The following is a 13,601-nucleotide window of genomic DNA, read 5'->3' as shown; positions in this document are numbered from 1 at the left end:
CTTATTAATAATTTTTGTAAATCCTAAACCATTATAATAATCTTTAATGGCAGCTAATTTTAATTCTTTAGAAAACATAAAAGAACCCCTTAGGTTAGATTTCTCCAACTCAAGGGGTTCAGTTCAAACTGCCAAAACTTGGCAATTCTTTTATATAGATATTATAGGTCGTAACCAACCATGATATTCTTAAAGGCATTTAGGCATCCTTTATCAATGCGTTGGTTTAAAAATCTTTCGTTAGTAATATTTGAGTTATCGAAGTATGAAGAAGACATGTTAACTTCTGGGCATAGTTCAATAAATTTTTTGATCATATTATCGTCAAATGAATGTGGTTGAACATCGATGCTTAAACCAAATTCTTGATGGTAGAAGCACATTACCATTTGTTTTAATAATACCGTCATAGCACGATTTGGAACAGTTGTGATGTCAGCTTCAACTTTTAGGACATCATAGTAACGATCAAACAATTGGTATTGAGCGTTATATCCTTGAACCACGTTAATTCTGGCAACCTTGATGTTTTCCATTGAGTAGCCTGAATCCAGCATGTCTTGTTCACGTTTTGATAATTCATCGCTTTTAATGTATTTGATTGGGTCAGTTCTTAGGATCATTTCCACGTTAGGAATGTCATCCTTAGAAGATGTAACTGGCTTGTAAACCATACTGTTAAATTGGAATGATGTTTCTTTTGACATTGAGGCGTCAATGTTTTGAGCATTGTTATAACGTGCTTGTTCTACCTCTCCGTGGTTCTTAATTACTACGTATACAATCACCGCTAAAGCAATGATGATACCGATAGTAATCGCTAATATCGGATTAGCTACCACACATAAAAGTAAAAATATTAAAACTAACGCTCCTGAACAACCTAATCTCATCTACTAACACTCCAATCATCCTTAAAAAATCATTACAATTCCATTATAATATTTTTTCACTTTATATTACAGAAAAAAATACACAAAAAAAGAGCCATAATGGCTCTTTTTTGAATTAGTTGATAGAAATTGAATGCTTGGATTGTTTTTCAGCTGATTTAGGTACCATGATATCCAAGATACCACCATCATACTTTGCACCAATCTTATCAGTGTCCGCATCAGGCAAGTAGAATGAACGACTGACATCGCTAGATGTTCTTTCGCTTCTAATTAACTTACCTTCTTTGTCTGTTTGTTCCTTATTCAAATCGTGAATAGCGTGGATTGTTAAAGTATCATTTTCATAATTAATTTCAATATCTTCCTTCTTAAATCCAGGTAGTTCAGCCTTTACTTCGAATTCGTCATCATTTTCGATAACATCTGTCTTCATCTTTGAGGAGTTAGCCATGTTTCTGCCTAATCCATCAAAGAAGTTGCTCATTGGATCCATAAAGTCGTTGAATACATTGTTTCTTAGTTCGTTTGCCATAAGATATCCCTCCTATTATTTGAGTTAATTAGTTAATGTCAATTTTGTGTGCTTTTTCATTCTTAACTTCTTGCTTTGGTAATGTAATCTTTAGAATACCGCCATCGTAGTCGGCAGACACATTATCAATATCGATATCAGGTAGGTAGAATGCACGTGCGATATTGCTTGAAGTGCGTTCCTTTCTTAATACCTTACCTTCCTTGTTAGTGTCTTCTTTACTCAAGTCATGTGTAGCATGAATACTTAGAGTATCGTTGTTGTAATCTATATGAATTTCATCCTTCTTGAAACCAGGTAATTCAGAGCTTACTACGTAATTATCTTCGTTTTCAATAACGTCAGTCTTCATTTGATTACCAGCAACTGAATTGAAGAAATTCTTACCAAAGTCACCGAAGAAATCGTTCATTGGATCAAATACATTGAAATCTCTGTTTCTTAATTCGTTAGCCATAATCAAAGCCCCTTTTCATTATTTTATTTTCAATATTTAGTTGGTAGTTATTTATTTCCTATCAACAATTCTTATATTAGTCAGTATTGGTCAAATAGTCAAGAGAAAATTAGCACTTTATTTAATGGAGTGCTAAAAACACGTTATAAACGTTGATATAACAGTATTTATTTTTAATAAAAAATTTAAAAAAGATATAAAAAAAGACGATTCTTTTTCAGAATCGTCTTTTTGATCAAAGTTTTTTATTTAAACATTGCACCGTAAGCCCAACCAATAAATTTACCTTGGTAGTAAGCCTTGTAGTAGTACTTCTTCCAACCGTCTTTCTTAGCACGTTGGGTGATTTGTACTGGGGTGTATGCGTATCCGGTACCGTAGTTGGTAACGTGAATATCAGCGAATCCACTGTTACCAACGTGATTGTAGAAGTTTACCTTTGGGTGCATTCTAACAATCTTAGTAGCATGGTACTTGGAATAAGTCACGTTTGGTACCAAACCATTAGCGTTAATCCAACCTAATACCTTACCGCTTTTTAGAACACGGTAGTAAGTACGACCATTTGAAGTATTCTTGGCCACGGAGTTGATACTAATCTTCTTAGCAGCGTAAGAATTACTCTTATGGACGGCCTTAGTTTTTTTCTTGTATCTGTTATCTCCAGGTACATGGTTATAAATCTTTAGACCAGTACCACCAGCAATTGTCATTGATTTATCAACGGCAGTGTAATCAACATTCTTAACTACGGCCTTTTTCTTTGGCTTAGTGGTAGTTGACGCGGTGTTGGTACTATTACTGTTATTGTTGGTGCTGTTGTTTGTGTCGGTATTGTTGTTATTAGTGTTGGCAGCTTGTTGGTTAGCTTGGCTAGCCGCATTCTTTTGCGCAGCACTTTGTTTCTTGTTTACCTTTTTAGAAGATTGATCACTCTTTGGAGCAGTAATCTTTGGTATAGGAGTAGGATTTGTGGCATCGGCAACGTCACCAATGAACCAGTTAGCATCCTTTGAGGTAAACATACTTGCATCAAGGTTTTTACCTAGTGCATTTGAATGGAATTTATCTGTAAATTGCCATAAGACATGTTCTCTGGCAGGTTCGTTGTTTTGGTATGCGGCTAACCAGTAACCGTCATAGTTAGCAACTGAACTAGCTGCGTTTTGAACCATGAAATTAGCATATGAATAGAATAAAATCTTACGTTGACCAACTAATGGTCTCAATGCCTTCAACCATGCATCGGTTGATTCATTGGTTCCACCAGAAGTAACAGTTTGTGATTCATAGTCATTTACATAAAATCTTGCGCGTGGTGCGCGGCTGTATAGCACTTTGGCTTCATAAGCGGCATCGCTAGGATTTTCGTATTGACTAAATGAGTATACCCCGTATGGGATACCATACTTGTCCATTAGATCACGATTGTGTTCAAATGTCTTGTCGGCATAAGCACTACCGTATTGCACTCTTAAAATAACGAATGGCACTTCATTCTTTAATTGTTGTGCTTGGGTATCGGTAAGGCTACCTTGCCATTCTGACATGTCATAAACGGTGTTTGATGTGTTAGCGTTGCTTGCATCAGCCATCGCTGGTACAGAGGTGCTAGCAAGCATCAAACCGATTACGGCAACAATCGAGAACCATAATCCTTTTTTTCTCATATAAAGATATAAAGAAATTAAAAAATTAATTTATATCTTATACACCTCCTCTTATCGTTTTATCATTATTGCATATTGTAACAGAGCCAGAGGGGTAAAAGAAAGATAATTCCATATTAAATTTTAGAAAAGCTTTGTAATATTTAATATTTTATAAATTAATATTTACTGTAAAAATTGATCCAGTTGGGTGATTATCACGGACATGAATTCGACCATGATGTTGATCGACAATCCATTTAGCAATTGATAATCCCAAACCAGTTCCCCCAGTCTTGGAGTTTCTAGACTTATCTGTACGATAGAAACGTTCAAAGATACGTGCCTTGTCCTCGTCAGGAACACCATTTCCAGTATCGGAAACCACAATCTTTAGATTACTGTGGTTCTTTGCAATCTTAACGGCAACAGTGCCACCCTTTGGTGTGTATTTCATCGCATTATCAATTAAGATAACCACCAATTGTTTAATCAAATCGGCATCAATATGGCCAGTTCCATCGACATCGATGGTGTCGACAAATGACTTGTTTTGACTTGTGGCAATCTCATTGAATGGTGACAAGACACCTTCAAAAAATGGTTTCAATTCGACATCAGAACGTTGTGCTTGGACAATGTTGGAATCAGAACGCGCTAGTGTTAATAGTCGTTGGGTTAAGACCTTTAAATGCTTAACCTCTTCTAAAGTTGTCGATACTGGTTGAATCTGATCGACGACTTTATCGTTTGGTTTGGTTAGCAAGAATTCCATTTGGTTTTGAATAACCGTTAATGGGGTCCTCAATTCATGGGCGGCATTGGAACTGAATTCCTTTTGTCTGTGCCATGAATTAATGATTGGTTTCATACTCGACTTAGATAGGTAGTAAGCGATTAAAATCGCGATTGCCCAGAAGAATACCAAAGTCACAATCAACGCTTCGACGAAACTGTGTAAAGCAAGTAAATCAGCATCGATATTTTGCAAAATCAATACATAATTACCCGCATACTCGGGATTGGTGTTATCGTCGGACACCTTTAATAGAATCCCTCTAAACGTGGTCACGTAGTTGTGAGACCACAAAGTAATTTCTTCAACTTGATTTAATTTTCTATTCTTAACGGTCAACTTACTCAATAGCTTGTAGTTTCTTTGACCAAGCATCCCCCTATTGGAGATAATTCCCTTTTTATTGAAGACAATCACGTTAGTCTGGAAATCACTATTGTTGTAGTTGTTAAACGGATTGAAGCCTCCGGGACGTTGATTAACACTCAATGGGCCTTCATTGGCGTAAGTGTTTCTTTCAATTCGTTCTTTTTGGCGGTTCAACCCAGCGTCGATGTTGGAGTAAATCGACTTTTGGAAGAAGAAGTAAACAATTAATCCTAAAATCGCAAATAAAATCGCAAAACCAATTAGTTCCTTGATGAACAACTTAATTTGTTGTTTATGCTCTAAGATGCGATCTCTCATTGATTAGATCCCTCTAGCATGTACCCTACGTTTCTTAGGGTCTTGATTGGGTTTTCTCCAGAAATTTGTTTAATCTTCTTTCTTAAGTTACTCATGTATACCTCAACTACTGATAATGAAGTTTCAGAATCAAATCCCCATAAACGATCGAAGATTTGGTCCTTGGTAATAATAGTGGAAGGATTTTGCATGAAGTAGACCAATAGGTCGTATTCTTTTCCGTTTAGTTTCAATTCTTGATGTTGGTATTCAACGTAGTGGCGACCTAAATCAACATTGAATTCACCCACTGACAATGTGTTGTTATTACCAAGACGACCTGTTCTCTTTAACAAGGCCTTTACACGAAGGATTAGTTCTTCACGATGGAATGGCTTAGTTAAGTAATCGTCGGCGCCTAATTCGAACCCATGCACCTTATCAGCCATGGTATCCTTGGCGGTCAAAATTAAAACGGGCATGTCGATTTCATCATCTACTCGCCAGTGTTTTAAGATATCGTATCCACTGACTTCCGGTAGCATTAAATCTAAAATTGCGATGTCATAGATGTTGTCTTGGCCCATCATTTGGCCTTCAAAACCATCGTTTACCACCGTTGTGTTTCCGATTGGTGATAAGAATTGAGCCACACTGGCTGCTAAGTTTTCGTCGTCTTCGACGATTAAGATATTTAAACCATCCATGTTAATCATTCCTTTCGATTTCAATTAATTTTGTCATTTAAGTTAAGTTTATGATTGCTTTAAGATTAGTTTAATTTTCTTAAACTAGACTTAAATCATTCCAAAAAAGGAAGTGCCCAACCATGATAAATATTTTGCGGCAGTTTTTTAAATTCGGAATTGTTGGTCTTATCAATACCATTCTAACTTATCTTATCTATTCAATGTTGTATAAAGCAACTTCTCCTACTTTTGCAATGGCGATTGGATACGGTACTACATCGATTATTGGTCTAACCATTAATCAAAAGTGGGTATTTAAAGCCAACCATGACTGGATGATCGTCGTTAAATACTACCTTACTTACCTTTTAACATGGACCTTGAGTATCTTAGTGACAGAAGTGGCAAGTAACTATTTCCACGTTATTGAAAGCATTATCCCCCTAATCACACTTCTAGTCACTACGCCTACCAACTTCTTATTAAGTAAGTATTGGGTATTTAGAAAAACTGAATTAAAGGAGGCATCTGCCAATGAATGAACCGACAGACAAGAAGCCTAACTTCTTCCAACGACATAAAGTCGACTGGGTGTTAGCCATTATTCTCCTAATTGCATTAGGCTTGTACGGTTACGGAACATGGAAGACTGGTTCTGCCAACGACTTCTATACTTCCGCCATCACTAGTATGACCCAGAGTTTTAAAAACTTCTGGTATGCCAGTTTTGATCCAGCCGGATACATCACTGTCGATAAACCACCTGTTGCCCTATGGTTCATGGCTATCTCAGCTAAAATCCTAGGTGTTTCAAACTTCAGTGTGGTCCTACCATCAGTATTATTCGGTGTCGGATCCGTCTATCTAACGTATCGACTAGTAACTCCTTACTTTGGTCGATTCGCAGGTAGAATCGCTGCGTTAGTAATGACAATTACCCCCATTGTTGTTGCTGACTCTCGTACAAACAATATGGATGCTACTCTAATCTACTTCCTATTGTTAGCAATCTGGATGCTACAAAAATCCATTAACAAGCACAACATGTTCTGGTTAATCGGAAATTTTGCTACCATCGGGTTCGCGTTTAACATCAAAATGCTACAAGCTTTCATGATTATTCCAGCAATGCTTATCTTCTACTGGTTAGCATCAAACGATTCATGGAAGAAAAAGATTGGTAAGTTATCACTTGCCACAATCGCTTTAGTCGTGTTCACCCTATCATGGCCACTATCAGTTGATATGACATCAGCTAATAATCGTCCATATGAAGGTGGATCACAACACAACTCAGTATTAGAACTAGCTTTTGGATACAACGGTACTCAAAGATTACTAGGTCAAACTACTGGTACCGGTGGTGCATTCAAGGGTATGGGTAATAACTCTTCTAAGGGTTCTAACCAACCTGGTGGTAACACCAAATCAAACAGTAACAACAAGATGACGCCACCAAGTGGCAAGAAGGGTAATTTTAACCCTTCTAAGAATATGAAATCTCGTGGTAACTTCCCTGGTGGAAATCACCGCGGTGGTATGAAGATGAACGGTAAAGGCGGCATGGGTGGTGCCGGTGGTGCATTTAACACCGGAACTGCTGGTCCACTTCGTCTATTCCAATCAGCTTTAGGACCACAAATTAGTTGGTTATTACCATTCTCCATTATCGGTATGATTGCCGCATTCGTCGGCTTCGCTGATCCTAAGCGTAAATGGTACCAACTTACTACTCGTCAAAAATACACTGTCTTATGGACAGGTTGGTTAGTGCCAGTTTACGGATTCTTCTCCGTAGCTAGTTTCTTCCATCCTTACTACACCATCATGTTAGCTCCCGCCATTGCAGCACTTGCTGGACTTGGGTTAGCAGCTATGCTGGACTTGTTTAAACGTTTCGGTCTAAACAATTACAAGGCATACTTCCTACCACTAGCAATCGTTGTTACTGCCGGACTACAAGCATGGTATGTATCAAGCTACTACGCATGGTTAAGTGTCTTAATCATAGTCGTAGCAGTTCTAGCAAGTATCTTATTACTTGTCTTCAAAGCTAAACCTGCCGGAAAGGCTATCGTTATCGTAGGGCTACTATCAATTGCAGTAGCACCTAGTTTCTGGTCATTAACTCCTACCCTTGCTAAAGAATCTGCAGCTATTCCAACCGCTGGTCCCGATCTCTTAACCAGTGGTGGTAATAACTCAGGTGGAATTGGTAACGGAACAGTTAATACCAAATTGTTGAACTATTTAACTAAGCACCAAGGCAATGCCAAGTACCTATTTGCAACCGCAGATTCTGGCACTGCTGCTCCATATATTATTAAAACCAAGAAAGCCGTCATGGCTATGGGTGGTTTCAACGGAACTGACCCTGCTATGACATTAAGCAAATTCAAGCAATTAGTAAAATCTGGACAAGTTAAATACTACCTAGATGAAGGTAAGTCAGGTTCTACTAACAGCACGATTGTTAATTGGATCAAGAAACATGCTAAGAAGGTCAGTGCAAGCGAATATGGTGGTTCAACCAGCACTACTTCTTCATCCAATTCAATGACATTTACCATGAAGAAAGGCGCATCTGCTAAGATGGCCAAACCTAGTGGTAAGCAATCAATGAGTATGGGTGGTGGACCATCTAACATGAGCAACGGTACCTTATATGACCTTTCCAGCATTTATTAATCTGGAGGTGTCTCATGCCAAATAAAACTAATAAAATCTCCATTGTTCTCCCCGTTTACAATGAAGAAGCTGGCATCAAAAACACCATCGAAGTTCTAGAAAACTTCGTGGAATGCCAAATTGAAACTTATGAAATTATCTTTGTGGATGACGGCTCTGTCGATTCAAGCGTAGATATTATCCGTCACGCACAATCACAATACGAAAACATTAGATTGGTCGAATTTTCAAGAAACTTCGGTCACCAACTAGCAATTACCGCTGGTATTCGATACGCCAAAGGTGATGCGGTTGTCGTCATGGATGCGGATTTACAAGATCCCCCATCTGTTATCCCAAACATGATTGAAAAGTGGCAAGAAGGCTTTGACGTTGTCTATGGAAAACGCCTTATCCGTGAAGGCGAATCCTTCTTCAAACGTTTCTCTGCGAAAGCCTTCTACCGTGTAATGCGTAAAGTCGCCAACGTTGATATCCCCCTTGATACCGGTGACTTTCGCCTAATGGATCGTAAAGTGGTTGATGCACTTTCCAAATTAAACGAACCTGAGCCATTCGTTCGTGGCTTAGTTTCCTGGGTTGGTTTTAAGCAAACTGCCGTAACTTATGAACGACAAGAACGAAATGCGGGAGTCACAAAATACCCCCTAACTAAAATGATTAGACTAGCATCTGATGGAATCACCTCATTCTCCGAAATCCCCCTCAAGATAGTAAATTATACCGGTTTCATCAGTATTATTGCTGGAATCATTTATGGATTAATCACCATCTTCACTGGTATCTCGACACTTACATTCGCAATCTCCCTAATGTGTGTCCTATCAGGAATGATCATGCTTGCGCTGGGCATAATCGGTGATTATCTATACCGCACTTTTGATGCTTCCAAACATCGTCCTCAATATGTCGTTTCTAACTCTTACGGGTTCAATAACCATCCCGGAAACATCGCCACGATAAAGAAACATCATGGCTAAGAAAATCCCCTCGGCAATCTGCCGGGGGATTTTTTTGCGTCTATTGATAGTTGAGCAAAGCGATGTACAGACTTTTAAAGAGGCACGCTCTTTCTTTATGGTCTTATTTTATTTAATTATGGGAGTGTCTGTGTTGTCTTTTAAACATGTATTTTTTAAGGGTAGAAGTATCCTTTGGAATAATTTATTAGTGTTGTTATTTATGGTGTTAGTGTATTTTTTTATGAATATTACTTACGCTATTACTGATAATAATGTTTTATTAGATTTGATCATAGCTTTGTTGATTATTATCTTTTTATTTATATTAGAGCTAAAAAGCCAGTTAATTTATTTAATTCTAATTTTGAAAGTTTTTCATTTTTTAAAAAGTATTTGATCATTTTATTTGTGCTTTTTATAGGAGCATTATTACAATTTATTGCGGTTTTATCTTGTAAGATATCGCCACATGAATATGATATTTTTATGCAGTATGCATTTAATAATAGTACTATTGGAGTGGTGGAAAATAAATTTTTTAACGTTGTAGATTCGTTAATTTTTGCACCAGTTTTTGAAGAAACAATATTTCGATTTATTTTGATGAATTTTTTTGAAATTACGTTTTAAGAATATTAATTATTGTATTTTTATATCTGGTTTTTATTTTGGTGTTTTTCATGTTTTATCGTTTATAAATGCGACTATTTTTTGGGTTTTAATTACCAATTATATGTTCTGGATCTACTTCATAATTAAAATTGTTTTTGGATGTTATTTTGCATTTGCTTATTCCAAGACTGGTAATATTTACATCAATATTTTTTTACATGCACTCACTAATTTAGTAGTTTTACTTACTTAATTTGTAATAGTATTTAATAAATTTGGGAGATGATCATTTTATGAATCTTAATAAAAAAAATAACCTTGTTCTTGTACTTGAATTTGTGTCTTTCATTTATATGTCAGCCTTACTTTTGTTTTCGGATTCTGATTACAAAAAAGGAATGATGTTTCCTTGTCTTATGTTTTTAGCAGGAGCGTTTTCTAGATTTTATAAGTTTAAAAGAGATATATCTGATGATGACATTGGATCAGTTAATAAGGGACTTAACCACTTAATTTTTATATGTATTGTTGCACCGATTCTTTTAACCGTAGCAGTAGTTCTTTTTTAATTAAGAGATTTTTTTAAACAGGATAAGGGAAATTTGGGAACGACAATCGTATCCCCCCGCCGTGGCGGGATTTTTGGTTGGGATTTTTAACGAAGTTAAAAATCTATTTTAAAAGCACGTGTAATCATATGTGATTACACAAAGACGTAAATGTAATCACATATGATTACATAAAAAATGCTAAAATTTACCGATGTATGGGTATAAATGTAATCACATATGATTACATTTATAAAAAATGATATTAGGAGATGATGTTTTTTGAAGGATTTACACGTGATATTGTCTGATGAAGAAATGGAGTTTGTTAACAAGATTAAGAAGAAATATGAGTTAAGATCGCAAGGAGTTTCTATTAGATATTTAATTCAAGAAGCAATGTTTGAAGCAGAACATCCAGATCAAAAATACAGAGATTTATTAAGCCAAAATGACGAGAATTTTGAAAGAGTTTTGAATGCATTAGATGAACAGAATCAAGTTTTAAAAGTTATTGCAAATGCTTTGTATGAATAATAATAATAATGAATTTGTAGATTTATTAATCAAAAAAAGATGACCAATTGTGGTCATCTTTTTTTGAAGATATATTGAATATAAAAAACGGTTCTAACAGATATTCCAAATGCTTTTGCGGTCTCCTCAGCCGTGTGAGACTGCTTATATTCATAAATAGATGGATACTTGTCCCTTTTTTCATAATAAAAAATAATAATTGGAATATAGGTCCTTTTTTAAATAAAGATAATATCAGAGATGAGAACATTAATACAATTGATAACTATTATTACTCCACCTATAAAGTTATATCATTTAAAGTTAATTTATTTTCAATACTTCCTCTTCACTATTTTTTATTTTACGGTATAATAAGGTTAGAACTATTGTTCAAATTGTTTAAGACACTGCTTATAAGAGCAGAATTATAGGTTATAGTCCTGTACGGGTAATATTTTTAAAATGTGTGTTGCTTAAGGAGTTATACGTATGAATTTACATGACTTTGTCAAAAAAATTATGAAAACGGAAGCTATGATTTTGCAAAGAAAAATTATGAGAATTATAACTTTTCTGGTAGAATCCCCCAAGATGTAAACTACAACATGTTTCGCTATCAAAGTAAAGACTTCCAATTAGGATCTTACTAAAAGAAGAAATCCATCATGACTAATCATAAAAAAGCCCACAGAGGGGGACAATAATGTTCACTTCTGTGGGCTTTAAATTCATCCAAAAGATGGTCAAATCATTCTGCTTTATCTAACCATATATAAAAAAATAAATACTAGTGGTTTGACAGTGAAAAGTACAAAATAATTCATACCTTCATTAAAATTGATACAACAAGTATTTTGTTTTGTGTACTTTTTTCATTGAAAGAATGTTAGGACTAGATATAGAATCAAAGGACGCGACTTTTGTTGCACTTATTTATTGAGTGTTTTTTCTAATTTTATTACATGTTTTTGTTTTTGCCAATAATTCCCGTCTTATATTAATTAAACCAAAGTATTAATCCGCTTACTTTGTAAACTAATATAGATACTGATAGGCATTTTAGGAAAAAACATATGCCTTTCTTCATAAAGATTGAGCTGAATTTCGCCCGATTCATCTGGAGCTGCATTAATCAAGCAAATAAATTCTTGACCTGAACTAAGATTGGATATAATATCATCCAATGCGATTATTCTATCTTCAAGACCTTCAATATCTTGATAAAAATACGATGGGGCAGTATACACCTTTTCAGTTTTACCAGAATTATTCGTTATATAAAGAATAGCATGACTTATCCCTGTTGACGTTTTTGTTATAGATACTTTTTTCAGTATTCCACCTAATACGATAGATTTTCCAGCATCCTTCAATGTAATACCTCCTGGCTCTCTATAAATCATTCTGGAACCTGAAGTGCCATTGGAATGGATGTCAGAAGACTTCACACTACCCATGGTAGTAGTTTTGTGGGTAGTGGAAGTTGTTTGAGATTTTTTGGGATTTTTACGTTTATTATCCTTTACATCATCCTTAGAATGTTTTGTAATATTTTTTTTATGCATTTTATCATACATGTATTTTACTTTTGCCTTTATTTCTTTTTCGCTTAAATAGGAATCTACAGTGTTATAAGAAGATGAACTAGATCTATTCTCATATTCAAAATAAAATCTACAGTTTCTAGAGTGCTTTTCCTTAGGCCATGTACTAAGAAAAGCTCTTCGCCTATCAGTTTTTCTATGAAACTCTAATTTACACTTACAATAAGGACAACTCAAATGATTTAGAGTACTAGAGTTAGGATTTTGTTCCTTTATGTTATTTAGCATTTCTAAATCATAAACCTTATTATCAGTGAAACAGTTACATTTCCTCATCAAGTTCATTAAAGAACCTCCAATTTTATTTATTGAAATAAAAAAGTAGAAAGATATCTATAGAAATCCTTTTACACGAGAACATAAATCTGATAGCATTAAAAGTTGTTAGAATTTAGCATATCATTTTTTATGTTGCAAGGAATAGTTGTGAGCTATTCCTTTTTTTATTTCTTTTCTTATTATATCATACTGTTTTTGATATGCACGTTTTTACACGCTATAAAGGATATTATTTAGATTTAGAGTTGATTCAATGAGTATTTAGACTTCTTCCATCTATATTTTTTTAAATACGTAAAAAGCCCTTTTTTTTGGATATTTAAGCATACTATATATGGAAATATATAGTAGTTAAAAACACAATATATGTAAAGTATTTATGATAATCATAGCGTTCAATACATTTCTACTATATATAAATATTAAAGCGACAGATAATTTGAATACATATTCAAGTAGAGACATTTAAACAACACTTTTGCCTAAAAGCTCCACAAAATGTTAACTTATAATGAAAATATGCTTCTCTTTCTTATATAACCAATAGAAAGGAAATAATGCTTACTTTGAACTGAACCCCCTTGAGTTGGAGAAATCTAACCTAAGGGGTTCTTTTATGTTTTCTAAAGAATTAAAATTAGCTGCCATTAAAGATTATTATAATGGTTTAGGATTTACAAAAATTATTAATAAGTACGGTATCA

Annotated in this window: 14 protein-coding genes; 7 read left to right on the top strand and 7 right to left on the bottom strand. The window is 35.0% G+C overall.

Features of this window, described 5'->3' with window-relative positions; translation table 11 throughout:
• Positions 1 to 161: 161 nt before the first annotated feature.
• The 6 genes from OEZ61_RS07295 to OEZ61_RS07270 form a co-directional block, all read right to left on the bottom strand.
• Positions 162 to 842: a hypothetical protein gene (locus tag OEZ61_RS07295; protein WP_220382341.1), complete on the bottom strand. Its 681-nt coding sequence runs from the start codon at positions 840 to 842 to the stop codon at positions 162 to 164.
• 166 nt (positions 843 to 1,008) lie between these two features.
• Positions 1,009 to 1,428 (bottom strand): Hsp20/alpha crystallin family protein, encoded by a 420-nt coding sequence (locus OEZ61_RS07290; RefSeq protein WP_220382340.1) that lies wholly within the window; start codon positions 1,426 to 1,428, stop codon positions 1,009 to 1,011.
• A gap of 28 nt (positions 1,429 to 1,456) precedes the next feature.
• On the bottom strand, positions 1,457 to 1,885 hold the full coding sequence (locus tag OEZ61_RS07285) for an Hsp20/alpha crystallin family protein (protein WP_220382339.1): 429 nt from the start codon (positions 1,883 to 1,885) through the stop codon (positions 1,457 to 1,459).
• A 245-nt stretch (positions 1,886 to 2,130) separates the two neighbouring features.
• Positions 2,131 to 3,555 (bottom strand): GH25 family lysozyme, encoded by a 1,425-nt coding sequence (locus tag OEZ61_RS07280; protein ID WP_220382338.1) that lies wholly within the window; start codon positions 3,553 to 3,555, stop codon positions 2,131 to 2,133.
• A 151-nt stretch (positions 3,556 to 3,706) separates the two neighbouring features.
• A complete protein-coding gene (locus OEZ61_RS07275; RefSeq protein WP_041152481.1) occupies positions 3,707 to 5,017 on the bottom strand; it encodes a HAMP domain-containing sensor histidine kinase in 1,311 nt (436 codons plus the stop codon).
• On the bottom strand, positions 5,014 to 5,703 hold the full coding sequence (locus OEZ61_RS07270; protein WP_034531031.1) for a response regulator transcription factor: 690 nt from the start codon (positions 5,701 to 5,703) through the stop codon (positions 5,014 to 5,016). Before OEZ61_RS07270 ends, OEZ61_RS07275 begins: the two co-directional genes overlap by 4 nt.
• 122 nt (positions 5,704 to 5,825) lie before the next feature.
• On the opposite strand from OEZ61_RS07270, the gene OEZ61_RS07265 reads away from it, so the two are divergent.
• From OEZ61_RS07265 to OEZ61_RS07240, 7 genes are all read left to right on the top strand, one after another.
• On the top strand, positions 5,826 to 6,227 hold the full coding sequence (locus OEZ61_RS07265; protein WP_041152480.1) for a GtrA family protein: 402 nt from the start codon (positions 5,826 to 5,828) through the stop codon (positions 6,225 to 6,227).
• Positions 6,220 to 8,373, top strand: a complete 2,154-nt coding sequence (locus tag OEZ61_RS07260; protein WP_290047269.1) for a glycosyltransferase family 39 protein — start codon at positions 6,220 to 6,222, stop codon at positions 8,371 to 8,373. Before OEZ61_RS07265 ends, OEZ61_RS07260 begins: the two co-directional genes overlap by 8 nt.
• A gap of 14 nt (positions 8,374 to 8,387) precedes the next feature.
• Positions 8,388 to 9,353 (top strand): glycosyltransferase family 2 protein, encoded by a 966-nt coding sequence (locus tag OEZ61_RS07255; RefSeq protein ID WP_220382336.1) that lies wholly within the window; start codon positions 8,388 to 8,390, stop codon positions 9,351 to 9,353.
• Positions 9,346 to 9,732, top strand: a complete 387-nt coding sequence (locus OEZ61_RS07250; protein WP_290047268.1) for a hypothetical protein — start codon at positions 9,346 to 9,348, stop codon at positions 9,730 to 9,732. Before OEZ61_RS07255 ends, OEZ61_RS07250 begins: the two co-directional genes overlap by 8 nt.
• A 216-nt stretch (positions 9,733 to 9,948) precedes the next feature.
• Positions 9,949 to 10,200, top strand: coding sequence for a CPBP family glutamic-type intramembrane protease (locus OEZ61_RS08250; RefSeq protein WP_354669369.1), 252 nt, complete (start codon positions 9,949 to 9,951; stop codon positions 10,198 to 10,200).
• Positions 10,201 to 10,240: 40 nt separating this feature from the next.
• Positions 10,241 to 10,516 carry a hypothetical protein gene (locus OEZ61_RS07245; RefSeq protein WP_220382334.1) on the top strand — a complete coding sequence of 92 codons (276 nt, stop codon included), beginning with the start codon at positions 10,241 to 10,243 and terminating at the stop codon, positions 10,514 to 10,516.
• A gap of 282 nt (positions 10,517 to 10,798) precedes the next feature.
• Complete coding sequence (locus OEZ61_RS07240; RefSeq protein ID WP_290047267.1) at positions 10,799 to 11,032, top strand: hypothetical protein; 234 nt, start codon at positions 10,799 to 10,801, stop codon at positions 11,030 to 11,032.
• 983 nt (positions 11,033 to 12,015) lie between these two features.
• On the opposite strand, the gene OEZ61_RS07235 is transcribed toward OEZ61_RS07240, so the two are convergent.
• A complete protein-coding gene (locus OEZ61_RS07235; protein ID WP_220382332.1) occupies positions 12,016 to 12,903 on the bottom strand; it encodes a hypothetical protein in 888 nt (295 codons plus the stop codon).
• Positions 12,904 to 13,601: the final 698 nt, after the last annotated feature.

The sequence above is a fragment of the Apilactobacillus sp. EABW-1NA genome, assembly GCF_030398685.1.
GTDB lineage: Bacteria > Bacillota > Bacilli > Lactobacillales > Lactobacillaceae > Apilactobacillus > Apilactobacillus waqarii.
The sequence above is the reverse complement of the archived record's forward strand: the minus strand, read 5'-3'. Positions and strand labels throughout refer to the sequence as shown.

What these genes read in the sequence shown, in the direction of transcription:
- OEZ61_RS07235 (WP_220382332.1), bottom strand. Translation starts at nt 12,903, where the DNA reads ATGAACTTGATGAGGAAATGTAACTGTTTCACTGATAATAAGGTTTAT.
- OEZ61_RS07275 (WP_041152481.1), bottom strand. Translation starts at nt 5,017, where the DNA reads ATGAGAGATCGCATCTTAGAGCATAAACAACAAATTAAGTTGTTCATC.
- OEZ61_RS07270 (WP_034531031.1), bottom strand. Translation starts at nt 5,703, where the DNA reads ATGGATGGTTTAAATATCTTAATCGTCGAAGACGACGAAAACTTAGCA.
- OEZ61_RS07285 (WP_220382339.1), bottom strand. Translation starts at nt 1,885, where the DNA reads ATGGCTAACGAATTAAGAAACAGAGATTTCAATGTATTTGATCCAATG.
- OEZ61_RS07255 (WP_220382336.1), top strand. Translation starts at nt 8,388, where the DNA reads ATGCCAAATAAAACTAATAAAATCTCCATTGTTCTCCCCGTTTACAAT.
- OEZ61_RS07260 (WP_290047269.1), top strand. Translation starts at nt 6,220, where the DNA reads ATGAATGAACCGACAGACAAGAAGCCTAACTTCTTCCAACGACATAAA.
- OEZ61_RS07245 (WP_220382334.1), top strand. Translation starts at nt 10,241, where the DNA reads ATGAATCTTAATAAAAAAAATAACCTTGTTCTTGTACTTGAATTTGTG.
- OEZ61_RS07265 (WP_041152480.1), top strand. Translation starts at nt 5,826, where the DNA reads ATGATAAATATTTTGCGGCAGTTTTTTAAATTCGGAATTGTTGGTCTT.
- OEZ61_RS07280 (WP_220382338.1), bottom strand. Translation starts at nt 3,555, where the DNA reads ATGAGAAAAAAAGGATTATGGTTCTCGATTGTTGCCGTAATCGGTTTG.
- OEZ61_RS07250 (WP_290047268.1), top strand. Translation starts at nt 9,346, where the DNA reads ATGGCTAAGAAAATCCCCTCGGCAATCTGCCGGGGGATTTTTTTGCGT.
- OEZ61_RS07290 (WP_220382340.1), bottom strand. Translation starts at nt 1,428, where the DNA reads ATGGCAAACGAACTAAGAAACAATGTATTCAACGACTTTATGGATCCA.